This is a genomic window from Herminiimonas glaciei (assembly GCF_042664955.1).
GTDB classification, from domain to species: Bacteria; Pseudomonadota; Gammaproteobacteria; order Burkholderiales; family Burkholderiaceae_D; genus Oxalicibacterium; species Oxalicibacterium glaciei.
In genome coordinates this window covers 1,018,112-1,044,284 of sequence record NZ_JBHTBU010000001.1, presented here as the reverse complement: position 1 = coordinate 1,044,284, position 26,173 = coordinate 1,018,112, and the positions used below count along the sequence as shown (strand labels likewise).

Below are 26,173 nucleotides of genomic sequence, written 5' to 3'. Positions count from 1 at the left end.
TATGCTCAGGTTTGAGCCGTATCGGCACGCGACGCCGACGGCCAGCTCAGGACTATTTTCAAACCACCCAGCGCACTGTGCGTGAGCTGTATCTGGCCATTGGTTGCTTCGACCAGTTCACGCGCAATGATCAGGCCCAGCCCTTGATGACCGGGGCCGGCTTCATCCAGTTTGCCGCGATGCTGCAGCGTATGCAGTATCACCGCATCCACACCGCGTCCATCATCTTCGATGATCAGCTCTACCTTGCCAGCCGCAGTCATTTGACCTTGCATACAGACCCGTCGGCGGGCGAAGCGCGCCGCATTTTCCAGCAAGGCACCCAGCAATTCCTTGAGGTCGTCGAGCGGTACCGGCACACGCAATGATGGCGGGATATCGACATCGAATACCAGCGACTCGCCTATCGCCGTATGTTCTATCACGCCGACAATTTGTTCCGCTGCCTCTTGTGGTGAAGCAGCGCTGGTGTAGAGCTGGTTGCGCACCGTATCCACGCGCAAACGGCCGAGTTCTGCATTGACTGCCGCCGTCATCGCACTGATTGCATGTTCAATGCCGTCTGCAGCTTCGCTGGCACCAGCCGCACGGGCGCGGTTGCTCTGCGCTTCCAGTGCTGCCAGCGGCGTCTTCAATGAATGCGCCAGGTCGGCAGCGCGGCGTTTGGCGCGGGTCAGATCGGCTTCGCGTGCATCGGCCAGGCGGTTGATGGCATCGATCAATGGTGCGATTTCACGCGGATGGCTATCGGTCAGGCGTGACGCAGGATGGTTTTGCAAACGTATTAACTCGTGTCGCAATTTTCGTAAAGGTTTCAGCCCGACGCTCACCTGCAAGGCCGCGGCGGCAATCAATACCGCACCAAGTATCGCGAGAAACAGACCAAGGTCGCGGCCAAACTCCTTACGCGCAACATATTGCAGGACCTTGTCTTGCGCCAGTTGCAACAGGATGGGCTGGCTACCAGCAGATAACGAGATGCTGCGCTCCAGCAGGAACAAGCGCTGACCGAAAGGGCCATCAACGCTGCGCGTGCGCCAGGCACTCAGTGGCGGCAAGGGTTCAGGCAAGGGCAGCGATTCATCCCAGAGTGAACGTGAACGCTGCATGCCTTGGGCGTTACTGACTTGCCAGTACAAGCCGCTGGAAGGCAGGTTGAAACGGGGATTTGCCGGAGCTTCATCTACCTGCGGCTCTTGCTGCGGACTCAGTTTCAGGTCGGCCAGCAGGATAATCGCTTCATTTTCCAGTTCCATCGCCACACGTCGTTCGATGTGCCGGGCGAATAGCCAGGTCATCACGAACCAGGCGATCAGCATCGCGACCAGGACCGCGAAAGCCGCCGCCAGCAACAGCCGTAAACGTAGTGAATGCGCTCTCAATCGCCTGATCCTGCGAGCATATAACCGAAACCGCGACGTGTTTCGATCAGGTCTGCACCGAATTTACGCCGCATGCGCAACACCAGTGCCTCGATGGCGTTGGTATCGACACCGTCGCTATCGCCATATAAATGCTCGGCCAGTTCCCCGGCCGATACCGGCCTGCCCGGCTGATGTGCGAGATAGGAGAAAAACCGGAATTCCAGTGGTGACAAACGAACCGGCTGTTTATCGACAGTCGCGGTCATGCGCCGGGTGTCCAGCGTCAGTGCGCCGCAAGTCAGGACCGGATCGGCATGGCCTGCAGCGCGACGTACCAGCGCACGCGTACGCGCAATTAACTCGGCAATTTCAAAAGGCTTGCCCAAATAATCATCGGCCCCGGTTTCTATGCCCTCGACCTTTTCGGCCCAGTTGCTGCGTGCCGACAGGATCAGGACCGGGAAAGTACGCTTGGCAGCGCGCCAGCGTTTGAGTACTGACAAGCCATCAAGCTGCGGCAAACCGAGATCAAGGATTGCGACATCGAACTCTTCTACATCGCCTTTGAACCAGGCGTCATTGCCATCGCGCGACCAGTCAACCACGAAACCTGCTTCCTGCAGCGCTTCGTATACATGCTGACCGACATCCGGATCATCTTCTACCAGCAAGGCTCTCATCAGTGATCTCTTTCAATCATCATCTTTGATGCTCAGCAGTGTACCGTTGCGCGCATCCACCCGCACTTTGCGTACTTGGCCATTGGCACTCAAGACTTTGAGCTTGTATTCCAGCCGTTTGCTATCGAGTTCCACCTTGATCACTTCACCGGACACCTGTGTCGCGGTTTGCGCCAGGATTTTCGACAAGGGCAAAATCTGGCCGCGTTGCAAGGCCTCATAGGCGACATCGTGATCCTTGTCCTTGCCCGACACCACCAAGGGCAATCCGACCGGCATCAGGACGAGCATCAGGAAGAAGATTTTTTTCAGCATGACAACAGTATATAGAAACGCTAGCTGACATTTAGCTGACGCCGCCTGCGAGGTGGATGTCAGCAAGCCTTGCGTATAACGGGAGTTGCCAATCCGGCAGTCATTCAACGAGGTTCCCAAATGGACAAGAACGTAATCAAATTCACCGTCATCGTAGCCATCATAGCGGCCCTTGCCTTTGCGGTACAAGCCGGGCCGGTGGCGGCACAACCAGCGCCGATTACAAGCGCAAACACACTGACGCCAATTCCGACCGCCAAAACACTCAGCTACGAGGAACTCGAGCGCCGCGTCACCGCACAAGGATTACAAATCACCAAAGCGGAAGTGCGTGGTCTGTTGCTCAAGGTAACTGCTTATGACAGCCAGCATCGCAAAGTGAAAATGATGCTGGATAGGCGCAGCGGTGAAGTACTGGCGCGCGAAATAAAAAGGGATTAAACGCACATGACAGAAAAATTGCACTGTACGGGACTGTGCCGAGGGGTTTGAAATCCGGGTCTGCCCCCCTCTTCATCCCTGCCAACTCAAAGCCGTTGCACGATGACGGTAAGATGTTTCTGCGGATATTGGTCGAATTCAAGATGCCTGCATATACAGCCGGCGTCATCAATTACCTTAAGCAGACCCGGGATGCCAAGAGTACTGTAATTGAGTTCAGGCCCCATATAAGCATCGACGTGTTCGCTCTCGGCGTCTAGCCCGCCTGCAGTGAAGAGAAATACACCACCGGCATCCAGCGCATGCATAAGCTTCAGCATCAATGGACGCTGATCCTTGAGAGCGACATGCCAGATGCTGTCCCACGCTGTGATGAAGCGATAAGTCCGCGGCGGTTGCCACGCGCATACATCCGCATGGTGCAGGCTTAGCGTTGGGTCGGCTTCCCTCGCCAGCTCTATCATGCGTCTGGATACATCGATGCCTTCAATGTGCAAATGATGGGCACGCATCAGGGAATTAAATCGCGTATTGCAGCCGCAACCTACGTTCAGCGCCCATCCTTCACCTTCAGCACCAAGAAAACGCAATGCCCGTTCGTGCTGAGCTAATCCGTTACTCGGATCAAAGTGTTTGTCGAGCCAACGTTCTGCGATTCCATCGTAGGCCAATGCGGTAGTAGTTAGCGGCATCGTTCAGCAATCGTTCATGATCATTAATGAAGTAAGCGAACATTCTGCCTCATGATTTACTTAAAGAGGAGTTACAGCGAGCGTTAATTTGCTCGCCGCAACATCACTCATCACGCCCGTACCGTACGCGGACCGTAACGTAATGTGAGCAAGGTGCCCAGCGTCAGTGCAATGGTGGCAAAAATCGGACCGCCAAGCGCGCCTACATGATCTACCAGTATGCCGCCACCGATGGCACCGCTGGCAATCGCAATCTGGAATGCAGCAACCATCAGGCCGCCCGCCGCTTCTGCCTGGTCCGGTGCGGCCCGCACGATCCAGGTCTGGAAACCGACCGGGAATGCACCAAAGGCAAAACCCCACAGTGCAATCGCTACCGCCGCCACGATGGCCGAACTGCCGGCGATCCACAGGGTAGCCGCCAACACGGCGATAAGTGTCCCGCCAAACACCACAGCGTAGCGCTCGCTGCGTTCAGCAATGAAGCCACCGGCAAAATTACCGAAGAAACCGCCGACGCCGTAACCAAGCAAGACTGCCGAGATGGCGCTGACTGACAGATGCGTTATGTTTTCCATCAATGGACGGATGTAAGTAAATCCTGCGAAGTGTCCGGAAATGACCAGCAGCACGGCAAACAAGGCAACCCTTACATTGGTGCGGCGTAGCAGTTCGAAGAGTACTTTCAGGCTCGGGTTGTCCTTCGGCGGCAATGACGGAATCGCGAAGAGTTGCACGATCAGCGTGATGACACTCACGATGCCTGCAGCAACAAAGGCACTGCGCCAGCCCCACAAGTTACCCATGTAAGCACCGATCGGTGCCGCGCCTACGGTGGCGACTGAAACACCGGTGAGGATGAATGACATCGCCCGTGCAAACAAGTTATCCGGCACCAGGCGCATTGCGAGCGCGGCAGCCATCGACCAAAATCCGCCCAGCCCTATGCCCAGCAGCACACGTGAGACCAGCAATACGGAAAGGTTTTCTGCGGTCGCCGCGAGTACATTTGACAGTACCAGTAACAAAGTCAGTGTCAGGATCACACGCTTGCGGTCGAAGTTACGGGTGAAAACAGGTATCGTCAGCGCGGCACCGGCCCCGACCAGCGCCGTCGCAGTAACAGCCTGGCCAGCGGCACCGTCGGAAACACCCAGATCGGTAGCCATGGCGGTCAGCAGGCTGGCCGGCAGGAATTCAGCCGTGACAAGGCCAAAGACACCGAGTGCCAGGCTGGTGATACCGGCCCAGTTGGCGCTACCCGCAGCGCTGGTGCTTGTATCACCGGCACCAGCCGCGAATTGGGGATCAGGACATTCAGCGCAAGTAGCGTCATTCATTACGATTCTCAAAATATTGTAGAGAACGCAGTTTACAAGCGCCAACTTGGACTTTCCATGTCATTAAAATCCTATATCATGACTATTCGTCCAAATCATTAATGGAAAGTGTGAAGGATACAAACATGGATCCCAAGGATACGCGCGACACCCTGACGGAAATCCTGCTCGGGCTACGACTCGACGGCGTTGAATACGGCCGCTGCGTAATGCACGAACCGTGGGCGATTGCCTTTCCGCCGAAACGGGAAGCAAGTTTCCATTTCATCGCGCAAGGACATTGCTGGATACGTACGCAGACAACCGATTGGATGCGCCTGAATCCCGGCGACGCCCTGCTCTTGCCGCGCAGCACCTTCCATGTACTGGCAAGCTCACCCGAAGTCCCGACGATAGATGTCGATGCGCTGGCGCGCACTGTGGTGTCGGAAAACCTGTTCCTGGTAAATGACGAGAAATCATCACACAAAGTTGTCGCTGACGATGAAACAGCTGCGCACATATTGTTTTGCGGCATGATGCGTTTCAACCTGGATCCATTACATCCGCTGCTGGCGATGATGCCGGATGTGATGCGCGCCTGTGACCTGGCGCAGCGCGATCCTGCCGTACTTGTCATGCTGGAAGCAATGGAGCGCGAAATTGCACTCGATCGCATCGGTGCTTGCGGCATCCTGGCGCGCCTGGCTGACGTGCTGGCTGCCAGCATCATACGGGCGTGGGTGGAATGCGCGTCCAGCGGTGCTAGCGGCTGGATTGCCGCCGTGCGCTGTCCGCAAATTGGTCGTGTGCTGGCCGCCATCCACAATCAACCGGAACGCGAATGGTCGGTGGCTGAACTGGCCGCTGTCATGGGCGCGTCGCGCTCCAGCTTCGTGGAAAAATTTTCCAATGCGGTCGGCGAAACACCTGCCAAGTACGTGGCACGCGTAAAGATGTTCCAGGCCCGGCACTGGATCGCGCATGAAGGCATGCGTATGGCTACCGTCGCCAGTCGCCTCGGCTACGATTCGGAAGCTTCGTTCAGTCGCGCGTTCAAGCGCATCATTGGTCATCCGCCGAGCGAGGCACGGGCCGGCTAAGCGAGAACAAAGCTGCTCTTAGCGAGCAGGCAGATTTTCGTAGCGCAATGCATCGATCAGCGCGCTGAGCGCCGGTGTACGGCGTCGATCAGGAAAATACAAATGGTAACCATGGAAGGTCGGTGACCAGTCTTGCAGCAAGCGTACGAGACGGCCATCGGCGATGTCTTGTTCAACCTGATGTTCGAAGCAATAACCTATGCCCGCACCTCCCAGCACTGCGGCATACGATAGCGTCCAGTCATTGAAGATCAGCGGGCCATCTACCCGAACTTCTATCATGCGACCGTTCCTGGTGAATTCCCACGCATACAGTCCGCCCGCAGTCGCCAGGCGGTAGTTCATGCAAAGATGATTTTTCAAATCCTGTGGTGACAAGGGCAAACTACGGTTTGCCAGATAGGCCGGTGACGCAACGATGGCAACCTTGACGTCGGGTCCTATGCGCACTGAAATCATGTCTTGCTCGATCAACTCCCCCAAACGCACCCCCGCATCAAAACGATCGGCAACGATGTTGGTCAGGCCGTCGTCATTATTTACTTCCACCGTAATGTTTGGATATTGCTCGACGAAGCGGGCCAGCACCGGCTGGATCAGCCAGCGTGCGGCAATCTGATCGGTCGTGATCCTGACCGCGCCGCGTGGTGTTTCGCTGAGATCACTCAGGCTCGCCAGTTCCGCCGTGATGCCATCGAGCGCCGGGCGCAAGGTGCGCAACAGGCGTTCGCCGGCTTCGGTAGTCGACACGCTGCGCGTAGTACGGGTCAGCAAGGGCAAGCCTATGCGTTGCTCCAGCGCCTTGATTGCATGGCTCAATGCCGATTGCGACATCCCGAGATGGGCTGCGGCGCGGGTGAAATTACCCTCTTCCGCCACTGTCGCAAAAGCAGCCAGGTCACTTAAGTCATCTCTTTTCATTTATGCACCAAGTTCATAAGAGCTATCGAAATTAATAGTCTAATCAAATAAAAGAATGCCTGCTATCTTTCATGCAACCCAATCAGGCGCGCGATATTGCGCCTTCCATTGATCACTTCGAAAGGATTCAACATGGCGCACGCTCATGGTTACGCGGTTCAAGATGCAAAGTCCCCTTTAGTACCATTCCAGTTCGAACGTCGCGAACCCGGGCCACACGATGTTTGCGTTGATATTCTGTATTGCGGCATTTGCCATTCGGACCTGCACCAGGCACGGAATGACTGGTCAAACTCCCTGTATCCAATGGTGCCCGGGCATGAAATTGTCGGACGCGTTTCGGCAGTCGGTGCACATGTGAAGAACTTCAAGGTCGGCGATATTGCCGGCGTCGGTTGCATGGTGGATTCATGTCGCCAGTGCGCAGCCTGCAACGCGGATCTCGAACAGTACTGTGCCGAAGGCGCAACCTGGACCTATAACGGCACTGAACGCGGCAGTGACAAACTGACCTTCGGCGGTTACTCCGATCACGTGGTGGTGGAAGAACGTTTTGTCGTCAAGGTGCCTGGCAACCTCGATATCAAAGCTGTTGCGCCTTTGCTGTGCGCCGGCATCACCACCTATTCACCGTTACGCCACGTCAAGGTCGGTGCCGGACAGAAAGTCGGTGTCATCGGTCTCGGCGGCCTGGGTCATATGGGCGTGAAATTCGCCAAGGCGATGGGCGCACATGTAGTGATGATTACTACCTCACCCGACAAAGGCAAGGATGCCAAGCGCCTGGGTGCAGATGACATCCTGGTCTCGCGCGATCCGGCTGCGATGGCCCAGCATGCCGGCAGCTTTGACTTCCTGCTCAACACCATCCCGGTCGGCCATGACGTCAATCCATATCTCGGCTTGCTGAAGCTGGACGGCAAAATGGGCATGGTCGGTGTGTTGACCGCGATTGATCCTATCATCGGTGGCAACCTGATCTTCGGGCGCAAATCGATATTCGGCTCGGGCATAGGCGGCATGGCGGAAACGCAGGAAATGCTCGATTTCTGTGGCAAACACAATATCGTCAGCGATGTTGAAATGATCGCGATCAAAGATGTGAACCATGCATGGGAACGGATGGAAAAGAATGACGTCCGTTACCGCTTTGTGATCGATATGGCGACGCTGGCCTAAACCGGCAGCAATAAAAAACCCGTCCTTGAGACGGGTTTTTCATTTAAGGGATCACTTGTTATTGGAGATGTTGAGGCTATTTACTCATCAATTGAGTTCGGACCTGATACCTTTCCAATTCAGTTGTTTGATGAGCGTGGAATCTGGCGATGAAAACATCCGTCAATTGTTGATTTCCCGACGCAATAGCTCACGCTTGCGATCCACACCCCGACGATATCCGGCAAGCTCGCATCACGACGGACCACGCGATGACAAGGAATCGCCACCGCAATGTGGTTGAGGTCCACCAACATAGAAACGCCTATTACACCCACAGGTGACTACATCTGAAGGGGCGTTTTCGATCCCAACAAGACATTTCAAAGACAGACAGAAGCAGGCAGCCGTTCTCTCAGAATAATTTTAATTACCTTTGAAAGACACAAAACTGCTCCCAGAACTCATCCGTATAATGACCCAATGAACACACCAATCCGCAACAATATGAATCAGCCTATCGTTGGTGCCATTGCAGTCATCACTTCCCTAGTCAGCCAGAACATCGGGGCTGCATTTGCTAAAACACTATTCCCGTTGGTTGGCCCTGCTGGCATGACCTCCCTTCGGATTGGCCTTGCAGCCTGCCTGCTAGTCCTCATTCGCCGCTCGTGGAATGCGATGCCCGGCCAAAGCATCTACAAGAACCTCATCAAATATGGTGTCACGTTAGGATTGATGAATCTTCTCATTTATCAGGCGTTTGCACGCATTCCAATTGGTATTGCGGTAGCCATTGAGATTCTGGGCCCGCTGTCAGTTGTTCTCCTCGGAGCCAAGCAACGATGGGACTTCATTTGGCTTGTAGCGGCTATCTGTGGCCTCGCTCTCTTACTCCCTCTTTATGGCGGTGCGCCCGTGTTAGACCCTATTGGCGTCTTGTGCGCTATCGGCGCGGCGCTATCTTGGGCTTTCTATATCCTGGCAGGAAAGAAGGTGTCGTCACAACAAGGCGTTGATGCCGTTGCGTGGGGCATGGTAGTTGCCGCGTTAGTCACTGTGCCATTTGGCATCGCAGGAGCGGGAACAGCTTTACTCTCTTCAAAGGTACTGCTCATTGGACTCGTGGTAGCAGCACTATCGAGCGCGATTCCATATTCTTTGGAGATGACAGCACTACGCCGCATGGCAGCGCCCCTCTTTAGCCTCGTCGTAAGCACAGCCCCTGCAATCGCCGCTATTGCAGGTTTCCTGATTCTTGACGAGAAATTGACCATTATTCAGTGGACGGCCATAGCACTCATAATATTTGCCGCAGCAGGCAGCACTTTGAGCAGTGCACTCCGTTCGAAAGAATAAAAAAAGGCGACCAACGGCCGCCCTTTACTTTCTCTTTGCGCCTTCTTTTGGCCGATAGTGACTATCGTTCACCGCTTAACAACTATTCATCAAATCATTTCAAAAATCTTCCGATATCAATATCACCTGTGTCTGAATTAATTTCGTACTCATCACCGTCCCAGCAGTAGGCCATCAATTCTCCAAGCTCACCGAAATAGATATTTGTGTACGGTAGCTTTTCATCTGCTTCAGATCTGCTTGCAATCCTCCAAATCACCCTTCCCGAAGGGTCAAATCGATAAACATTACGATTCGCGTCTTCCCAGGTCGCAGCCTTCGCGCGTCCTAGCATGTCAATAAGTACTAACGAATCACCATTGGTAAGCGGAAATGACTTCTTAACGTTCATGTCGCATGAAATTTCATCTCATCTTGTAAGTAGGTTTCGAAATTGTTGTCGATGTCCGCTCTTGGCCGATAACGGACGAGTCACATTGCCCATCTATTGTTTCAGTGCGGTAGCCTCCTCGATAAGCGCCCTTAGTTTCAGCTGACTCTGTGACCTTTGTGGAAAATAAAGGAAGAGACCTGGCGTTGGCGGAACGTACTTAGTCAGTACTCTTTTGAGGTTACCTTCTTTCAGGTCATCTTTTATTTCGATGTCTGGCAGATAGGCCAGTCCCAAGCCTTGACGAGCGAAATCAGCAATAGTTGTAGTGTCATTCACGACCAAAGACCTTTCAGTTTGCAGTAACAGCTCTTCACCATCAAGCGTGAAGCGCCATGGAGGAACAGTACCGGAACTCACAAATCGGTACTGAATCGTTTGGTGAGTGAGTAAATCCCTTGGCTTTTGTGGAGTTCCGGCCTCGCTTAGATAAGCTGGCGATGCGACTACCGACCATTGCAAATCTGAGCTAATCTGTACTGCAACCATATCCTGCTCCAATGCATGTCCAAGTCTTATTCCTGCATCGAAGCCATCTTTCACCAAATCGACTATTCCGTCATTAAGCGACAAGTCCAAACGCAGCTCGGGATATTTTTTTCTTAATGTAGCAACCAAACGTTTCAAGACAATTGCCCCCAACGCTCTAGGTGCAGTCACCCTAAGAGTACCCATGGGACGGGCTCTATATTCATTCATTAAACTGAATGCTTCATCGATTTGCCCAGCAGCTACAGACAAGCGCTCATAAAGCGTTACCCCGGCCTCCGTCAATGCAACGCTCCGGGTCGTTCTTTGAAACAGCGCCACGCCGTGATTGGTTTCCATTAATCGAATCGCTTTGCTCACAGCTGTCGGAGTAACTTCCAATGCCTGAGCCGCAGCCGTAAAGCTACGTGCTTCGGCTACAGCCAAGAACATCCGAATGGAATCAAGCGAGATGGTTGCCATAATCAAGTACCTCTCAAAAATAAAATATTATGAACCAATAGTTCATAACCATTCATCTTAAAGCATCTTTATCTCTGCAATTGAATTTCATAAGATGGACATATTCAACCAAGGAGAAAACCATGATTCCACAACCAATCGCCGCTTATGTTCTCGCTGAGAATAGTCATGACATTGATTCTGTAACGAAGTGCTTTACTCAAGATGCCGTGGTCAAAGACGAAGGGAAATTTCATCGCGGCCGAGACCAAATCAGGGCTTGGAAGCTCGAAACGGCAAGCAAGTACTCCGCGTACATTGCTCCAATCCAGGTGACATCGAACGATAAAGCTTATGTGCTTAAAGCTTCAGTTTACGGAAATTTCCCCGGAAGTCCCGCAGTTCTCCATTTTCATTTTTTGACTGTCGGCGACCTAATTAACTCTTTGGAGGTGACAGTATGAGTGGGCACGATTTTGCAGGAAAGAACGTTCTGGTCACAGGCGGCACCAAGGGAATTGGTGCCGCCATTGTGCAAACGTTCTCGGAGCGTGGCGCAAAGGTCATCACCACGGCAAGACGAGCGAGCGAATCGGCTCTGCCAAATGGCGTAACTTTGATACAAGCCGACCTGTCCACAAAGGATGGTTGTGCCATTGTCCAAGAAGCAATCGCACACATATGGCAGAACCAAGTTGATGTGTTAGTCAACAATGTCGGTGGTTCTGATGCTCGTAACGGTGGTGCACTAGCTCTGACTGACGATATTTGGGAAAACGCAATCCAGTCCAACCTTATGGCAGCAGTCCGTTTGGACCGCGCAGTCATTCCTGGGATGGTGACGCGCAAAGCAGGGGCAATCGTTCACATCACATCCATTCAGAGTCGATTGCCTCTTTATGAATCGACAGTTGCGTATGCCGCGGCTAAGGCAGCCCTCTCAAACTACAGTAAGTCCTTATCCAAGGAATTCGGCCCACTTGGCATTCGTGTTAACGCTGTAGCGCCAGGCTTCGTCGAAACCACCGCTGCAGAGGCCATGATGCAACGCATATCTGAAGACCACGCAATCTCACTGGAAGATGCACGTCGTCTTCTGATGACCTCTCTGGGCGGAATACCACTTGGCAGGCCAGCCCAACCTCGCGAAGTAGCTGAGCTAGTCGCATTCGTAGCCTCATCCCGAGCGGCTTCAATGCATGGCGGGGAGTTCGTAATTGACGGTGGAACGATTCCAACAGTCTGAGTGATTCGTATGCAGCAACATCTGTAGGTATGCCTACCGTCCCGGAGCAGACATCTGTACCTATGTCTGCTTCTGGCCGATAGCTGACATTCACAACTTCAATGGGGTAAACATAAAGATTTAGTTGTTACTAACCACAACATTAAATTAAGTGTAAGACACATCAACCGTTGTTACGTATAAATGTGCCTACCAAACCTAGATATTCCCGGCGCGTCTCATATTCTGCACGATGGCATTGATGACCATAGGGCAAACCTGTTGTGGCAAGTCATGTCCCATGCCGGGGATCAGCATCAATTCTGCATTCGGAATAGAGCGCGCAGTGTCTTTGCCACACGCAGGAACGATCAAAGGATCATCCGTGCCGTGTATCACCAGCGTCGGCTGTGAAACAGACGCAAGCCGCGCGCGCCGGTCACCGGCTACCGCCATTGCACCAATTTGCCGGCTGCTACCGGCAGGATCATAGGCACGACTGACTTCTTCCAGTATCAGAATGCGATGCGCCTCTTCATCAAACGGGTAAGCACTGCCGGCGATACGGCGTGCGAATGCGAGAGCCTGTGACAAAAAACCTGCTTCATCGGTATAAGGATCAGGTCGGGGACGCATCATGCTCGCCATTACATCAGCCGCGGCCTGCGGCAACCCGGGATTACCGGTGGATGACATGATCGATGTGAGCGACAGCACCCGCGCCGGGTGCTCACTGGCCATAATTTGCGCAATCATGCCGCCCATGGAGCGACCAACAATATGCGCACGTTCGATAGCAAGCACATCGAGCAAAGCGATTGCATCGGCAGCCATGTCATACAAGGTATAAGGCACATCCGGCCTGCGCCCGGCCATCAGTGCGGAAGCCAGCTCTTTAAAATCAAGCGTACCTGAGGCATCGAAATGTGTTGAACATCCGGCATCGCGATTATCGAAGCGGATAACGCGATAAGCCTGCCGCGCAAGTTCCTCGCAGAACGGCGTAGTCCAGCGGATCATCTGCGTACCAAGTCCTGCGATCAATAAAATGACTTCATCCTGCTCGGCACCAAAACTGTCATACGCCAGTTCGATGCCATTTGCTTTTACGGATTTCATTGCAGGCTCATTCCCTGATTTTGCGTCGGTTCCGGATCGGTTTTTGTTCGCATGATCTCTAGCCTGCCTCATGGACGTCGGCAACTGATAACAAACGCAGGATGTGCGCCTTGATATCTGCCGGCCATTCCGCGATGCCCTGCTCCAGTTTCACGCGATCATTTGCAAAAAGCGCGCGTGTCGCTTCTTCATAACCGGGACGATCACCGGCAATCGCCAACATGAATTGATAGGTGGCCTCTTGCGCCGCCTTTCTTTGTTGCGAGCTATTGTTACGCTTCGCTTCATCCACCAGTTTCCTCAGCACGGCAGAAGCCCCTTCCGGTTGCTCGGCCAGCCACTCCCATTGCCGTGGCAACAAGGTGACTTCACGGGCAACGACACCGAGTTTTGGTCGTCCCCGTCCGCGCGGTTCGGTGCTTTCTTCCTTCGCAGATTCGGCTGCAGTACGCGACCGGAAGCGACCCGTTGGCGCTGGTGCCGGCTGCGCCAGTCTCTCGCTGATGTCCGCGCTGGAGCCGCGCAGGTCCAGGTCAATCACGCGGCCGCTCTTATCGTCAAATACGAGGATGGTCTCGGCCGTACCACTGTCGGTCGCAGCCTTGACGGCAAGGGCAACCTCCAGCAAGGCACCGGACGCGAGGAGCCGCGCCCCCTGGAAGGCGGTAGTGGGTTTGGCAAGAAGGTCGTACATGGCTTACTCCATCATTATTCGATGGAGCAAATAATACCCGGATAAAAATAAAGTGTCAATAATACCCGGGTATTATTATGGAGAGATGCACTAATGCTTCCAAAACAACTTTAAGCTGCACTCAATTGCTGCACCAGCGAGTACAGATTGGCGACGCCCCAGTGTTCGGTAATTTTTCCGCCTTGTACCCGCATGACATCCACGGTTTCGAATTGAATACGCCGTCCGCTAGGTGCAATTCCCAGGAATTCACCCTCTTGTGTACCGTGATAAGTCTTGTAGGTAGTGACACGGTCACCATCGGCGATCTGCCAGTGGATCACCGCATGGAAATCAGGGAAGGCGCCGCGCAAGGTCTTGTAAAGCTTCAGCGCACCCGCCTTGTCCGGTGTCGAATTCGGTTGCGGCGTATGGTCCAGGAAGTCGTCCGCAAACAGTTGATCGAATAAGGCGTAATTCCCCTTGCCCTGCACCTCTTCGGTATTGCGGCGGATGACCGCTTTGGCGACTTCACTTGTATCGTTTACAGTATTTTTGCTCATGATGATTCCTCTTTGATTAAGTTAGGATGCGATCTTGTCAGTCCGGGGTTTATGGCAGCAGGATGGCCGGACCCGAAATACGTCGCGCGGCCAAATCCCGGTGCGCCCTCACCACATCCGCCATGGCATAGCGCACCGGCTCAACGTCGCCAAACACACCGGTACGCCAGGCGTCGAACAAACCGTGGCTGGCCAGCTCCAGCACCTGCCGGTTGTTGACGTACTGCGCGGTAGCCGGTTTCGTGTAACGTATCCCACGCTGTGCCAGTTGATCCTGGTAGCCCTGTTGCGGCGCGCCGGAAGCATTGCCGACATGGACCAGATGGCCGCCATCACGCAATGCCTGGACAGATTGTGCAAAGGTGGCCTGCCCGACAAATTCATACACCACGTCGACACCACCGGGAGCAATCGCACGTACCTGCTCTGCCAGATCAGTTGCACCGGAATCGAGTACATGGTCTATCCCATGGGCACGCACCAGTGCCGCCTTGGACGCACTCGCAGTAGCGATGACGGTGGCACCGAGTGCTTTGGCCCAGCGTGTCAGCAACGAGCCGACACCGCCTGCAGCACCGTGTACGAGTATCGTGTCGCCGGGTTTGATGGCATGTACCCGCTTCAGCAGCATCCATGCAGTCAGTCCCTTGGTCAGTAGCGCTGCGGCGGTTTCGGTAGAGACATCAGCCGGCAGTTTGACCAAGGCATCCGCTTCTATTGTGCGCACCTTTGCATACGCACCAAACGAGAAAAAATAAGCGACACGGTCACCTACTGCAAAGTCGCTGACTCCTGCACCGATCGCTTCAATCACACCTGCACCTTCCACCCCCATATTGAATGGCAGCGTCACACCGACCGTGCCGTCACGGAACATCGTATCGATGAAATTGATTCCTGCCGCATCCTGGCGCAGGCGCACCTGGCCCGCTGCCGGGGTGCCGATCGCGGCCGGCGCGGCTTCATAACGCATTACTTCCGGAGCACCTTGTTCATAGATGCGTACACGTTGCTGGTTCATATTCTTCTCCTGGTCGGGCTTGCGGCGCCTTGTGCCCGCATTCAGCCTATCGATGGAGAAAGTATAGTTATCACTATTAAGGTGATAAAGATGCTATAAATAACATCAGTGTTCCTTATTAAGTGACAATAAAAGAGGCCGAAATGGATCAGTTCCTGGCTGTACGTGCATTTACAGCGGTGGTGGAAACCGGGAGTTTTGTGAAAGCCGCCAACGCGCTCGAATTACCGCGCAACACGGTAACCAAGCTGGTACAGGCACTGGAAGCGCACCTGCGCGTCAAGCTGCTGAACCGTACAACACGACGGGTATCGACCACCAATGACGGCACGGCATATTACGAACGCATGGCGAGGCTGGTCGATGAATGGCAGGAAGTCGATCTGGCGATAGGCAGCGCCCAATCCAATCCGCGCGGGAAGTTGCGGGTCGACATGGGTGCAACGATTGCGACCATGCTGGTGATACCGGCACTGCCGGAATTCCAGCAACGTTATCCGGACCTGCAAATCGATATCGGTGTCAGCGATCGCCCGGTTGACTTGCTGGGTGACCGGGTTGATTGTGTCGTGCGCGGCGGCATCATCACCGATCCATCGCTGATTGCACGTCAAATCGGCGTCATGCCACTGCTTACGACGGCAAGCCCGGCCTATCTGCGCAAGCATGGTGTACCCGAGCATCCGTCCGACCTCGAAAACGACCATCTCCTGATCCGCTATTTCTTTGCCGGCAGCGGACGGAAATTGCCAATAGAGCTGACCCAAGGCAATGAGCGTATCCATGTAAACGGACGTCATTTCCTCGGCATCAACGATACCAATGCAATGCTGGCGGCGGCACTCGCCGGGCTCGGCATCATGCATAGCCCGGGTTTCATGGTGAAACCACACATCGCTTCGGGCTTGCTGGTGCCACTATTAAGCGACTGGAAAGCGGACAGCATCCCGCTATCGATTGTTTACGCACCTAATCGCCACCTGAGCACACGTGTGCGTGTATTCGTCGACTGGATGGTGGAATTGATGCGGGAACGGGGATTAGGCTTCTAGGCTTGTCGCAGGCAGTTTCAAACCTTGAGCGCACCGCGGAAGCCCCTGACCGCATAGTAGGAAGATGCGCCATTGTGATAAATGAAGATATGGCCGTAGCGGAAGTCGGCAAAGATCGCACCGCCCAATTTCCTGATATCCGCCGGCGTTTTGATCCAGCTTGAAGTCTTCGCATCGACGATGCCGAATTTCTGCAATTCCCGATACTGCGCTTCGGACAACAGCTCTATGCCCATCTCGGCCGCCATATCGATGGCGGTATTTTCGGGCAAATGCTCTTTCCTCGATTCCAGCGCTGCACGGTCGTAACAAACACTGCGACGGCCTTTCGGACTTTCGGCGGAGCAATCAAAAAAGACATATTCGCCGTTGTCATGCGCAAGCACATCCGGTTCGCCGCCGGTCCTTTCCATCTCATACAGCGACCATAGCTTGTCCGGATGCGCGACCAGTTTTGCCTGTACCGCATCCCACTTCAAGCCTTGATGCCTATGCATATTATTGTCGAACCTGCCCCTCAATGCGCCAAGCAATTCGTCACGTTCATTCGCCTTTAGTTTTTTTGGCATGATTTGTCTCCGTCTTTGTCCTGCTCCATTAATCGCCGCAAGTATTCAGCCGTTTATGATAAAACCAAATCCCGGAATTCGATACTGTGTGCAAGGAGGAATTCTAAACGGATCAAAGCGTCTTGCCAGTCATAGAGCGTTCTATCTCGACGCTGTCTATCAACAAAAAATCATCCGCTGCATCGCTGTAATCCCAACGTTCGACGGTACAGCGTAGCGGCGCATCCTGGAAACCGTAGCGAATGAAATTGACCGAATTATTGGAATCGTGACGTATACGGGTCGACACGGCAGTACCTGCCTGCACGGCCCAGACACGGCGCGATAAATTCGTAAATTGCTCATGTAATGCGCAAGTGAATGGCCGATGAATATGACCGCCGAGTACCAGGTCGGCACCTGCGTCGGCCCATCTGTTAATCGCCCATTGATGCCCGCGGAGCAAATGTTCCTGGTCGACCGCGTGCGTGACAAATACCGGCTGATGCGTGACAACGATACGTAAACGCCTGTCATCACCGTGCTGCAAACGTTCTGCTACCCGTTCAATCTGTTCATCTGACACTTCACCCTCAATGTGTCGATAGCGGCGCGTGGTACGGACAGCGATCACCAGTAATTCAGGATCGTCATGGACGGGTTCCAGCTCAGTGCCGAAGCTGCGGCAATAACGCGAATAAGGATGAAAAATGCGGGCCCATACATCGAACAATGGAATGTCATGGTTGCCGGCAATAACAAGCCGGGAAGGAATCGCAAGTCGTTCTACAAAAGCGCGTGCTGCCTTAAACTCGACGGCACGTGCGCGTTGTGTAATATCCCCTGACAGGATGAGCAGACCAGGTTTGTGTGCGTGCGCCAGTCGTTCCAGCGCTTGCACGACGGGTGTCCGCTCGGTACCGAAATGCGGGTCGGAAATGTGCAGCACGGTCTTCATGCAGCATTCCCTCCCGTCCCTGTTTCTTCTTTAAGATGATTATCAGCACTGCCGGCGGCCATGTGTCGACGCTTAATCAGCAGCAATGGTTCTGCTGCGACGCGAAACTCAAGCGGACTATCCAGCCACATTATTTCCCCATCCGCGGCAACCTTGATTTTCTTCCCTAGGCGTTCCCTGGCAGTGCTTTCTTGCCCTGCTGTCGTGTCATCCACGCTACGCAAACCACTGCGGTTGGCGACAGTAAGATGACGAAAACTGAAACCAATGACATGTTCAGCATCACCTAAGCGCCCCAGTGCACCGCATGCCCCCAGCCACAACATCGCAAGCTTGCCGACGGGACGCACGGCAATCGCTGCAAGCTGCCCTTGCACCACGGCCTCCGCTTGCGGCATACCGACCTGCTCCAGTTGCAAACGGTTGTTGCCGATGACTAAAGTCGTCGTGCGCATTACATTGGTTTTGCCATCCTGTTCCAGCTTCAGGTGCAAGCGCCGGTGCCTCCCAAACACCGTGGCGATCGCTGACCATATCGCCACCAATCGGCTGCGACCATATTTTTGTTTAAAGGACTCACGATCCTCCAGCAATTCCGGATACAGGCCCACGCTCGCATTGACCAAAAAAACATGGCCATTTACCTCGCCAACCTGTACCGGAACGGGTGTGCCATGCAATAAATCCTGCAGCGATTTAGTAATATCTTCCGGTATGCCATGCGTGCGACCGAAATAATTGAACGTGCCTTGCGGTAGCGCGCCAAAGACACAGCCACTACCGAGCACGATATTGGCAACTGCATTAATCGTTCCATCACCACCCACCGCCACAACCGCCGCGCCCTGCTCCTGCGCCGCATCCACAGCTTGCTGCACAGTAGCCTGGATCTGCCCCACATCTTCAATCACGAAGACGCGATAGTGACGCCCCACCGCCTGCATCGCGGATTCGATCGTTTGCCGCGTATCGTCTGCGTCATGGCGACCGGAACCACCATTCATTACAAAAAATAATGGCGACCGGGACGAGTATGAAGGGGATGAAGGAGAAATCAGATAGCCTCAAAAATAGTTGGAAGCATCGTATCCTTCGAGCGCTGTCGTGTGGGCATGATGCGTTCCTGTAGGGTGAAGAAGAAACGTATCATTTCGCGTCATTTGACTATGTACGCTGCCGTACATAAAAGAATTTTTCCAATACCGGCCGGTGCCAGACATCCTGCAATTTGCAGCGCGACTTCTCTAAGCATAAGCAGAAGCTTGTTGGCAATGATTCGAATAGAACAAGTGATATCTACTGCCCCGATCACCGCATTTTTTTTAAAGAGGGCGGATATCTCACCTTCATGAAACTGGCTCCAAAAATCGCCATCCCTAGCAAAACCATTAACGTCAAAAAAATGTTCCGTACATTCTCGGCGCCTATAATGCTTACCAGCCACCATAGCGAACGCGGCGCGACCTCGCTAACCGGAATAAAAAATCCACATATACCAAAGCCGATAAAACCGATGCCAAAGATGCGCAATTGTCTCCTCAATGCGCGAATCTGTTCTGGAGTTCTTGGCTGTAAATTTTGAATCTCCAGCTGTTTTCTAAATTCCATTTTTTTCCTTTGATCTCCAATTACTAATGCCTGCTTTGGATCATTAGCAAATCGTCTAATTATCAAAGTCCAAGAATACGGCCTGTCCGCATCTTTTCGCTATCCCATGAATATAGGGCAAAATTGAACATCCACCTTTGGCCGAAAGCGGACCTTCAATAACACCAGCCACGCAAGCAGTCCGTAAGCTGGGAGAACGAAATTCCGATGGATAAGGCATTAGCTGCCTGAATAAACCACATGGTCAGGCCTTAGCCGTATCGTTATATTTTTGTGTTTGGTGAGATTGCCTGCAGCCTGTCCGGCGGCATCAATGTAGTTGGCAAAACTATAGACGCCGATCGCTTCCTTATGGCGTTTCGGCAGCGACACGTTGGCGATCGGCGAGAGATCGCCATGGATGGCTGGCGGAAGCAGCCATCCACCAAGGGCTTATTTGCGCGGTGCAGAATTTACCGGTGTGCATTTCGGATAGACGTCACAGATCGTGAAGTCCCGATACGCTTTTTGTGTCACTTGCTTCTTGCCACCTACCTCCGTGCGCAACTTCGAAGCTTCAAGCAACTCGAGCAATTCAGCGCGGCCCAGTTCCAGCGGAATTTCTTCCGGTGTGTAGTGCTCGCCGATTGCATAGTCGAGATAAGGTGCACGTTGCTCTATGTGCGTGCCAAGCACATGCACGACCAAACGCGTACTGGTGAAATCGACCAGCCGCTGTATGCTGGCCTGGAACAGGTCCGGATCAGGTTCATTGATATAAATACGGCCCGGGTACACGGTATCGCCGGAGAGCAAGACCGCCGTCGCCCTGTCATAGACGGCAATGCTGGTCGCATCGTGTCCGGGAATAGGAATAATGTCGAGGATACGGCCGCCGAGGTCAAAAGTAGCGGTGTCCTGGGGCCAATTCTTGATACCGAAGAAAGACTGCAGGGTTCCCACATCGCCAGATTTTACAAACGTCGTATTAGGGCGTTTTTCAAACTGGAAATCACCCCAGGTGTGATCCCAGTGTGAATGAAGGTGCGTCACTACCAATGGTATGGATGAACGGTTATTCTTCGCTAGCCATTCATTGATTACCTTATCAACGGCAGCGACTACATTCGGCACACGCCCGGTGGTCGGATCGGTGTTATTACCGGCACCGGTATCGAACAGGATAGCCTTGTTCTTGCCAAACAAAATGTATAAAAAAGGTTTTTCGGTATGCGTGCATCCGGACTGACGCAGGATGTAGAAATTGTCGTTGTATTTATTGACCTGGAAGTCGTCTGTGAAAGTCGCACAACCTGGGCCTCCACTAAACCAAACCTTGGGCAACACGCCGGATTCATATTTCACTTCCGGTAAATTTTGTTTTTCTGTTGACCCGGCTATCGCCGCTGATGAAGCAGCGATGGCAACGGCGATCGTGATACCCATGTGGGCAATTTTCGACCAACTTTTGGTACTGAACTTCATATGTCTCCTCCTAAGGAATGGCAATGAACAAAATGAAACCGATTTACACGAAACAAATAGCTTTCAATTATTGGAAAGACTCTTGACGCCATTTGCTAAATGTTTCGCACAGCACAACACTCCCGTACGCGAAAAAACCAGGCTTATCGCGTAGCGGAATGAATGTGCTGCTGCATCGTGGGCGTTAACAGAAACAGAAGGAATCGGGATCGCCTGATTTGAATCTAGGGATCGCCTGATAGCGAGACAGGGATTTTCCTAGCGCCTTCCCGCTTCCGGTAGTAGTTGCCGGACAGAAGGCAATAGACTGAGCTTGTTTCCGACTTCGTAAAATCGGCAGACTGACTTGCGATTTGCAATAAAAAATGGCCCGGTTTTTCAACGGGCCATTTTTTTACTGTTTGATTTTCTTGGCATGCTGTCGGTACATCTCGCAGTCATTGTTAAACGTCGACCCCGAGTAAAACTGCACCCCACGCACGAGGATCGCTATCGGTCCATCCTCAGCGTTGGAGTGATCGTCTGTTTCCGCAGGATTCCTGTCGCTTATACGCCGCCATCGATGATGGTCAACACGCTGTTAGTGGCATCAGTCTTGCCAGCGGTATCGTTGCTGCTATCGCTGCTCTGCTGCTCAGTTTGATGCACGCGAGTAGTCGCTGCCGTATCCTGACGAACAATATTCAGGCTGCGTTGTGTCGTGAATGTCGGAACAAAATCCGGACGATCCGTGCTCTTGATCGCAGCCTGATACCAAGCCAGAGCTTGCGTGTTCTGCGTGTTACTACTGATGTTGGCCAGCGTGTTGCCGCTTGGATTGCTCAATATATAGTTGCCCTGGTCAGCACCGGTGAGGCTGAACGCCAGATTGACAGTCTTGCCAGTGCCTATGGATGCACTGTCGAAATTGCCGTTCTGGTTGAGGAAGACCGCATCGCCTGCCAGCAAACCGTTAAGCATGCCGCTGCTGATAGTGGCAGTGGTATTGCCATCATAAATTTTGTTTTGCGCGATGGCACCACTGACCGACAGAGTCGCCGGCGTGACCGTCACATTCCCTGCATTGGACACAATTTGATAACCCAGGCTGGAGGCCAGGTTGCCGGTGTAATCCAGCGCATGGCTGCCCACATTGAGATGGCCTGATGCCGACGTATTGCCAGCTGCGACGCCGAACGAAGCGGTGCCGGAGAGGCCGGCGGTGGGCAGTGTGTCACCGTCTATCAATCCTCCGGTATCGATGGTATAGCCGGAAGGCAGTGCGTTGCCATAGACTATTGAGCCGCCGGTGGGAGTGAGTTGCAAAGTCGGCGCAATGCTATAGAAAAACCAGTTACCGGTGTCGGCATAGTCTGGCGTGGTGCCGTCATAGCTCACGTTGTAATGCTTGCTGTAGGAGCCGGCACCGTTGCGGTTGCTGGTAGTGGGATCGGCAGTATAGACCAGGTAGCGGCCACCGATAGACATGTTGGCCACACTGCTTGAGAAGCTGCTGCTGGCCACCATGATAGTGTCGCCGCTACGATTAAGTGTAGTGTTCAGCTCGATGTTACTGCCTATCAGGGTTAAGGCGGAATTTCCGTTTATCCCAGACAGGCTACCTGTTGACAGCGTCAGACTGTTACCCAGCCCTAGTCCGCCAATAGACACGCCAAATCCGGCGCTGTAGGGTTCAATAATGACCTTTGGTGCCGCAACGAAGCCGCCTGACCCTCCCGATATGGTGAGGCCATCGGCCAGCAAATGGACGCTACTGCCGGCATCGACATTACTCGCAATATAGATAGACGGCGCCTTTAAAGTGACATTGGCGGGAGCATAAATGGAGTTGTACACATTGATGGTGTTGCCGGCTTCTGCGGTCAGCGATTTACCTGCAGCGGCGATAGCTACGGGATCGTAGAAGTTGATGCTGTTGGTCGCTTGCAGGCTGACATTGGTGGTGGCATTGCTCAAGGTAGCCCCCCGTATGGTCGACTGACCGCCGCTCGGTATGTCACCAAAACTGATGACCGGCAGGCTGAAGCCACAACTATTCACGCAATCGACCACGTCAAGATCGGTCGGATCAAGCAGCAAGGTACCCATGGTGCCGAGGGCAGCGCGCGTATCGACCTGGGCGTTGAAATTGAGCGTCTGCTTGCCGGATACCTCGACGAAGCCGCCATTGCCACCGCTATCGCCGCCCTTCGCATTGATTTTTCCTTGCGCCACCGTCGTACCGTCGGACCAAACGATGACGCGCCCGCCATCGCCCTTCCCTGTTGCATTGGCATCAATCTGCGTAGCGGCTGATACGACGGTCTGGCTGGCATTGCGTACCGCAGCGTTTTTGCCCTGGAAGTCGCCACCAATCAAAACTGTGCCGCCACCGTCACGTCCGCTGGCATCAACCTGAGCCGTGCCAAACAAAGCGACGCGATCACCCAGCAGACTGACCTGGCCGCCTTTACCAGTCGCATTTGACACATCGACACGGCCTTGCAGGATGGTGTCTCCGTTGCCGGCATCGGCCAACACCTGACCACCTTGCGCGCGGATGCCGCCATTCAATTGCAATTGCCCGTTGTCGCTGACCAGCATGACACGACCATCGCGTGTATCCACAGCGTTGGCCTGGATCATGCCGTCGTTATTGACGACCGCCTGTATCAGATTGTCCGCCGTCTTGGCGTGCATCACGACCGTGCCGCCATCGGCCTGGATCAGCTGTTTGTTCTGCACCAGCGCCTGCAGGCTACCCTGATTGACCTTGACGCTTAACAAGCCGTCACCAGCGAAGTCGAGCGTCATGTCGCTGCCTGCTGCCAGTGTTACGTTGCCTAGCCTGGCGACCAGGGTGCCCTGATTGCTAACCTGGCTACCTAATAAAGAGACGTATCCGCCGTTTGCAGCTGTAATGCTGCCTTGATTGACAATGCCAGCGGTGCTATTGCCAAGAGAAGTGAAACGGTAGTTACCGGCATTGAAGTCAGCATCACTCAGATTCAGGGTACTGGCCAGCAGGCCGCCGACATTGACGCTGGCACCGGCACCGAACAACACGCCATTCGGGTTCAGCAGGAATACCTGGCCGTTGGCGTTAAGCTTGCCGTAGATTTCGGTGGCACCGCTACCAATGATGCGATTCAAGGCGATCGCATCGCGTCCAGGCTGAATGAAATTGACCGTTTCATTGCTGGCGATATTGAAACTGCTCCAATTGATCGCAAGCTTGTTACTACCTTGAACGATGTTGGTGACATTGCCGCTGCTGCTGATACTGCCGCTGCCACTGGTCACCACGCCATCTGCCGGGGCTGCCCAGGCTAATGGCGTCGCCACGGCGATTACGCTACCGGCAAATATTGCCAGTATGCGATGCGCCGGGCTGAGCCGATATTGCGGCTTGTCTTCGCGGAAAATATGGCGGACGGAGCAGTGGTAATCTTGCATGGTATTTCCTCTTGCTGAGTCTTAGAAGCGCTTGGCTATCTGCAGCCAGGCTCGAGGTGTCTTGTCCTTGTCGGAATTCGGTGCATCGTCAGTGCGCCAGGCTACACTGGCCTGCAGGCTCAAGCCTTGCGGTCCAGCCCAGCGTATGCCCGTACCCACGCCCGACAGCGAGCGGCGATTGTTTCCATCAACAGCTATAGGCTTGTGATTCAGACGACCTTCCGCGCCGTCGTAAAACAATAGCGCTTGCGTTTGCGGTGTGAGGTCATAGCGCAGCTCCAGGTTAAGCAACCAGGCATCGTCGGCGGGCGCTTCACCTTGTGGATATGCACGTACACCATAGGCACCGCCCAGCGACATCTTTTCCGTGGAAGTGAGGTTATTGCCAGCGTATTGCGCGTTCAATTGCCCTGACAGATTCCATCGCTGACTCAAGCGCTGTAATCGACCGAGCTGGATATTGCTCTTGACGAAGTTGCCTTGCGTATTGTGGCCGAGAGCGTCCAACGCAGCACTTTCGGCGTCGAGCTTAAGCTTGCCCGCGGTGACGCTCAGGCTACCGTGGCTGATACCACCACCCATCGCATCGTCGTTGCGATAACCGGACAAACCCACGCTCAGATTATTGAGTGTCTTGCTCGTGGAGGTGGACGTCAGATCAATGTTGTCGTCGAGCTCTTTGTGATCAATATTAATTTGCAGATTAAGATTGGCCTGGCGACTACGCAGCAGCGGATGGATGAGATAAAAACTGGCGATACGTGCCGTGCCATGCGCATCGAGATTGCTGAACTCTTCACCGAGTCGATAGCGCATCTGGGCATAGGCCGCTCCAATCTGGGTGCCCTGGCGATTGAGCGGCAATTGATAGCTCAAACGCCCATAGACCAGGCCACTCCCCGAACTCAAGGCATTTAATTGCAGTGCATCACCCAGGCCCAAAGGATTGTTCAAGGTCGCGCTGCCATTGATACGTGCTTCGCCGGTATAACGATTACCCAGATTGTCTACACTAACGTTGGCATCATAAGGTTTGCCATTCTTTACCTGAATATCCAGATCAGTGGTGCCCAGCGAAGCGCCTGGCGACAAGGTCGAGCGAACAAGCAGCCCAGGGATATCACTCAAGAGCAACAATCCACGTTCTACCGTGTCGCTACGCAAAGCCTGGTCGGGCGTTATCTCCGCCAGTTGTTCGCGTATGCGTTCATCACTGAAGCTGGATTGGTTGTTCAGCGAGAGCTGGCCCAGCCGTCCTTCCAGTACCTGGATGTCGACTACACCGTTCTTGATTTCCTGCGTCGGCAAATAGGCCCGGGCTAACATATAGCCTGCCTCCCGATAATGCTGCGTGATACGCATGGCGCCTTGTTCCAATTCGGCCAGGTTATGTTGGCCGCCGGTCAGGTCGGCCACGAGGCCTTGCAACTCAGCCGCCGGGAATGCCTGGGCACCCGTAATACGGATGGTCTCGACCTGGACTTTGATATCAGCCGGAAGCTGTAACGGCGCACGTGGCAAGGGCGCAGGAAGTGCCTCGACGCTACTTTTTTGCAATTGCCGGGGGGGCTGAATATCGTCCAGCAGGCGTCCGGCATCGGGCATGGTTTGCGCTGATGCCGGTGCGACTGAAATAGACAAGGATGCGATCAATAAGCTTGCCAGCGGAAAGGCTGTGCCAGGCCGTGCAGGACGCCGATATTTGTGAGGGGTAGTCATTTAGGACATCGAAAGTATCGTCACGCAGCTAGTCGGCGCGATCAGACTTGAGCCTCCAGCCATATTTTATGATTTA

The 26,173-nt window shown here is 53.9% G+C and carries 26 protein-coding genes and 1 pseudogene; 7 read left to right on the top strand and 20 right to left on the bottom strand.

Annotated features, from left to right (window positions below; all coding sequences use genetic code 11):
- Positions 1–5: 5 nt before the first annotated feature.
- The 3 genes from ACFQPC_RS04540 to ACFQPC_RS04530 are packed head-to-tail and all read right to left on the bottom strand — an operon-like array spanning position 6 to position 2,359.
- Positions 6–1,382 (bottom strand): sensor histidine kinase, encoded by a 1,377-nt coding sequence (locus ACFQPC_RS04540; protein WP_382270403.1) that lies wholly within the window; start codon positions 1,380–1,382, stop codon positions 6–8.
- The gene (locus tag ACFQPC_RS04535; protein WP_382270402.1) at positions 1,379–2,044 is read right to left on the bottom strand and encodes a response regulator transcription factor; all 666 of its coding nucleotides are present in this window, start codon (positions 2,042–2,044) and stop codon (positions 1,379–1,381) included. The genes ACFQPC_RS04540 and ACFQPC_RS04535 overlap by 4 nt, the downstream gene beginning before the upstream one ends.
- A 12-nt stretch (positions 2,045–2,056) precedes the next feature.
- Positions 2,057–2,359: a PepSY domain-containing protein gene (locus ACFQPC_RS04530; RefSeq protein ID WP_382270401.1), complete on the bottom strand. Its 303-nt coding sequence runs from the start codon at positions 2,357–2,359 to the stop codon at positions 2,057–2,059.
- A gap of 120 nt (positions 2,360–2,479) precedes the next feature.
- Between ACFQPC_RS04530 and ACFQPC_RS04525 the strand changes: the two genes are divergently transcribed.
- Positions 2,480–2,800, top strand: coding sequence for a PepSY domain-containing protein (locus tag ACFQPC_RS04525; protein ID WP_382270400.1), 321 nt, complete (start codon positions 2,480–2,482; stop codon positions 2,798–2,800).
- An 86-nt stretch (positions 2,801–2,886) separates the two neighbouring features.
- On the opposite strand, the gene ACFQPC_RS04520 is transcribed toward ACFQPC_RS04525, so the two are convergent.
- Together ACFQPC_RS04520 and ACFQPC_RS04515 are read right to left on the bottom strand one after the other, a co-directional pair.
- On the bottom strand, positions 2,887–3,492 hold the full coding sequence (locus tag ACFQPC_RS04520; protein WP_382270399.1) for a class I SAM-dependent DNA methyltransferase: 606 nt from the start codon (positions 3,490–3,492) through the stop codon (positions 2,887–2,889).
- Positions 3,493–3,602: 110 nt separating this feature from the next.
- Positions 3,603–4,832 carry an MFS transporter gene (locus ACFQPC_RS04515; RefSeq protein WP_382270398.1) on the bottom strand — a complete coding sequence of 410 codons (1,230 nt, stop codon included), beginning with the start codon at positions 4,830–4,832 and terminating at the stop codon, positions 3,603–3,605.
- Between the two features lie 125 nt (positions 4,833–4,957).
- Here ACFQPC_RS04515 and ACFQPC_RS04510 point away from each other — a divergent pair, with 125 nt between their 5' ends.
- On the top strand, positions 4,958–5,914 hold the full coding sequence (locus tag ACFQPC_RS04510) for an AraC family transcriptional regulator (protein WP_382270397.1): 957 nt from the start codon (positions 4,958–4,960) through the stop codon (positions 5,912–5,914).
- A gap of 18 nt (positions 5,915–5,932) precedes the next feature.
- On the opposite strand, the gene ACFQPC_RS04505 is transcribed toward ACFQPC_RS04510, so the two are convergent.
- The gene (locus ACFQPC_RS04505) at positions 5,933–6,835 is read right to left on the bottom strand and encodes a LysR family transcriptional regulator (protein ID WP_382270396.1); all 903 of its coding nucleotides are present in this window, start codon (positions 6,833–6,835) and stop codon (positions 5,933–5,935) included.
- A 132-nt stretch (positions 6,836–6,967) separates the two neighbouring features.
- On the opposite strand from ACFQPC_RS04505, the gene ACFQPC_RS04500 reads away from it, so the two are divergent.
- A complete protein-coding gene (locus tag ACFQPC_RS04500; protein ID WP_382270395.1) occupies positions 6,968–8,014 on the top strand; it encodes an NAD(P)-dependent alcohol dehydrogenase in 1,047 nt (348 codons plus the stop codon).
- Positions 8,015–8,176: 162 nt separating this feature from the next.
- Here the strand turns inward: ACFQPC_RS04500 and ACFQPC_RS04495 are convergent.
- A pseudogene (locus tag ACFQPC_RS04495) lies at positions 8,177–8,298 on the bottom strand (MGMT family protein); the annotation flags it as partial.
- A gap of 178 nt (positions 8,299–8,476) precedes the next feature.
- Between ACFQPC_RS04495 and ACFQPC_RS04490 the strand changes: the two are divergent.
- On the top strand, positions 8,477–9,352 hold the full coding sequence (locus ACFQPC_RS04490) for an EamA family transporter (RefSeq protein WP_382270394.1): 876 nt from the start codon (positions 8,477–8,479) through the stop codon (positions 9,350–9,352).
- A 94-nt stretch (positions 9,353–9,446) separates the two neighbouring features.
- On the opposite strand, the gene ACFQPC_RS04485 is transcribed toward ACFQPC_RS04490, so the two are convergent.
- The gene (locus ACFQPC_RS04485; protein WP_382270393.1) at positions 9,447–9,743 is read right to left on the bottom strand and encodes a DUF7957 family protein; all 297 of its coding nucleotides are present in this window, start codon (positions 9,741–9,743) and stop codon (positions 9,447–9,449) included.
- Positions 9,744–9,836: 93 nt separating this feature from the next.
- Positions 9,837–10,733 (bottom strand): LysR family transcriptional regulator, encoded by an 897-nt coding sequence (locus ACFQPC_RS04480; RefSeq protein ID WP_382270392.1) that lies wholly within the window; start codon positions 10,731–10,733, stop codon positions 9,837–9,839.
- Between the two features lie 122 nt (positions 10,734–10,855).
- On the opposite strand from ACFQPC_RS04480, the gene ACFQPC_RS04475 reads away from it, so the two are divergent.
- Both ACFQPC_RS04475 and ACFQPC_RS04470 read left to right on the top strand, forming a co-directional pair.
- Positions 10,856–11,176, top strand: coding sequence for a nuclear transport factor 2 family protein (locus ACFQPC_RS04475; protein ID WP_382270391.1), 321 nt, complete (start codon positions 10,856–10,858; stop codon positions 11,174–11,176).
- Positions 11,173–11,958, top strand: coding sequence for an SDR family oxidoreductase (locus tag ACFQPC_RS04470; RefSeq protein ID WP_382270390.1), 786 nt, complete (start codon positions 11,173–11,175; stop codon positions 11,956–11,958). Before ACFQPC_RS04475 ends, ACFQPC_RS04470 begins: the two co-directional genes overlap by 4 nt.
- Positions 11,959–12,156: 198 nt before the next feature.
- Here ACFQPC_RS04470 and ACFQPC_RS04465 read toward each other — a convergent pair whose 3' ends face one another.
- The 4 genes from ACFQPC_RS04465 to ACFQPC_RS04450 form a co-directional block, all read right to left on the bottom strand.
- The gene (locus ACFQPC_RS04465) at positions 12,157–13,056 is read right to left on the bottom strand and encodes an alpha/beta fold hydrolase (RefSeq protein WP_382270389.1); all 900 of its coding nucleotides are present in this window, start codon (positions 13,054–13,056) and stop codon (positions 12,157–12,159) included.
- A 58-nt stretch (positions 13,057–13,114) separates the two neighbouring features.
- On the bottom strand, positions 13,115–13,750 hold the full coding sequence (locus ACFQPC_RS04460; RefSeq protein ID WP_382270388.1) for a DUF2239 family protein: 636 nt from the start codon (positions 13,748–13,750) through the stop codon (positions 13,115–13,117).
- Between the two features lie 110 nt (positions 13,751–13,860).
- Positions 13,861–14,292: an ester cyclase gene (locus ACFQPC_RS04455; RefSeq protein WP_382270387.1), complete on the bottom strand. Its 432-nt coding sequence runs from the start codon at positions 14,290–14,292 to the stop codon at positions 13,861–13,863.
- Positions 14,293–14,341: 49 nt separating this feature from the next.
- Entirely contained in the window at positions 14,342–15,313 is a 972-nt protein-coding gene (locus ACFQPC_RS04450; RefSeq protein WP_382270386.1) for a quinone oxidoreductase family protein, read from the bottom strand.
- Positions 15,314–15,456: 143 nt separating this feature from the next.
- Between ACFQPC_RS04450 and ACFQPC_RS04445 the strand changes: the two genes are divergently transcribed.
- Complete coding sequence (locus ACFQPC_RS04445) at positions 15,457–16,365, top strand: LysR family transcriptional regulator (protein WP_382270385.1); 909 nt, start codon at positions 15,457–15,459, stop codon at positions 16,363–16,365.
- 17 nt (positions 16,366–16,382) lie between these two features.
- Here ACFQPC_RS04445 and ACFQPC_RS04440 read toward each other — a convergent pair whose 3' ends face one another.
- The 7 genes from ACFQPC_RS04440 to ACFQPC_RS04410 all read right to left on the bottom strand — a co-directional run bounded on the left by ACFQPC_RS04440 (position 16,383) and on the right by ACFQPC_RS04410 (position 26,097).
- Positions 16,383–16,934: a DUF4256 domain-containing protein gene (locus ACFQPC_RS04440; RefSeq protein WP_382270384.1), complete on the bottom strand. Its 552-nt coding sequence runs from the start codon at positions 16,932–16,934 to the stop codon at positions 16,383–16,385.
- 112 nt (positions 16,935–17,046) lie between these two features.
- Positions 17,047–17,871 (bottom strand): metallophosphoesterase family protein, encoded by an 825-nt coding sequence (locus ACFQPC_RS04435; protein WP_382270383.1) that lies wholly within the window; start codon positions 17,869–17,871, stop codon positions 17,047–17,049.
- Positions 17,868–18,875, bottom strand: a complete 1,008-nt coding sequence (locus ACFQPC_RS04430) for a diacylglycerol/lipid kinase family protein (protein WP_382270382.1) — start codon at positions 18,873–18,875, stop codon at positions 17,868–17,870. The genes ACFQPC_RS04435 and ACFQPC_RS04430 overlap by 4 nt, the downstream gene beginning before the upstream one ends.
- A 304-nt stretch (positions 18,876–19,179) precedes the next feature.
- Complete coding sequence (locus tag ACFQPC_RS04425; protein WP_382270381.1) at positions 19,180–19,479, bottom strand: hypothetical protein; 300 nt, start codon at positions 19,477–19,479, stop codon at positions 19,180–19,182.
- A 432-nt stretch (positions 19,480–19,911) separates the two neighbouring features.
- On the bottom strand, positions 19,912–20,943 hold the full coding sequence (locus ACFQPC_RS04420) for an MBL fold metallo-hydrolase (protein ID WP_382270380.1): 1,032 nt from the start codon (positions 20,941–20,943) through the stop codon (positions 19,912–19,914).
- A gap of 546 nt (positions 20,944–21,489) precedes the next feature.
- The gene (locus ACFQPC_RS04415; RefSeq protein WP_382270379.1) at positions 21,490–24,378 is read right to left on the bottom strand and encodes a two-partner secretion domain-containing protein; all 2,889 of its coding nucleotides are present in this window, start codon (positions 24,376–24,378) and stop codon (positions 21,490–21,492) included.
- 21 nt (positions 24,379–24,399) lie between these two features.
- Positions 24,400–26,097, bottom strand: a complete 1,698-nt coding sequence (locus ACFQPC_RS04410) for a ShlB/FhaC/HecB family hemolysin secretion/activation protein (RefSeq protein ID WP_382270378.1) — start codon at positions 26,095–26,097, stop codon at positions 24,400–24,402.
- Positions 26,098–26,173: the final 76 nt, after the last annotated feature.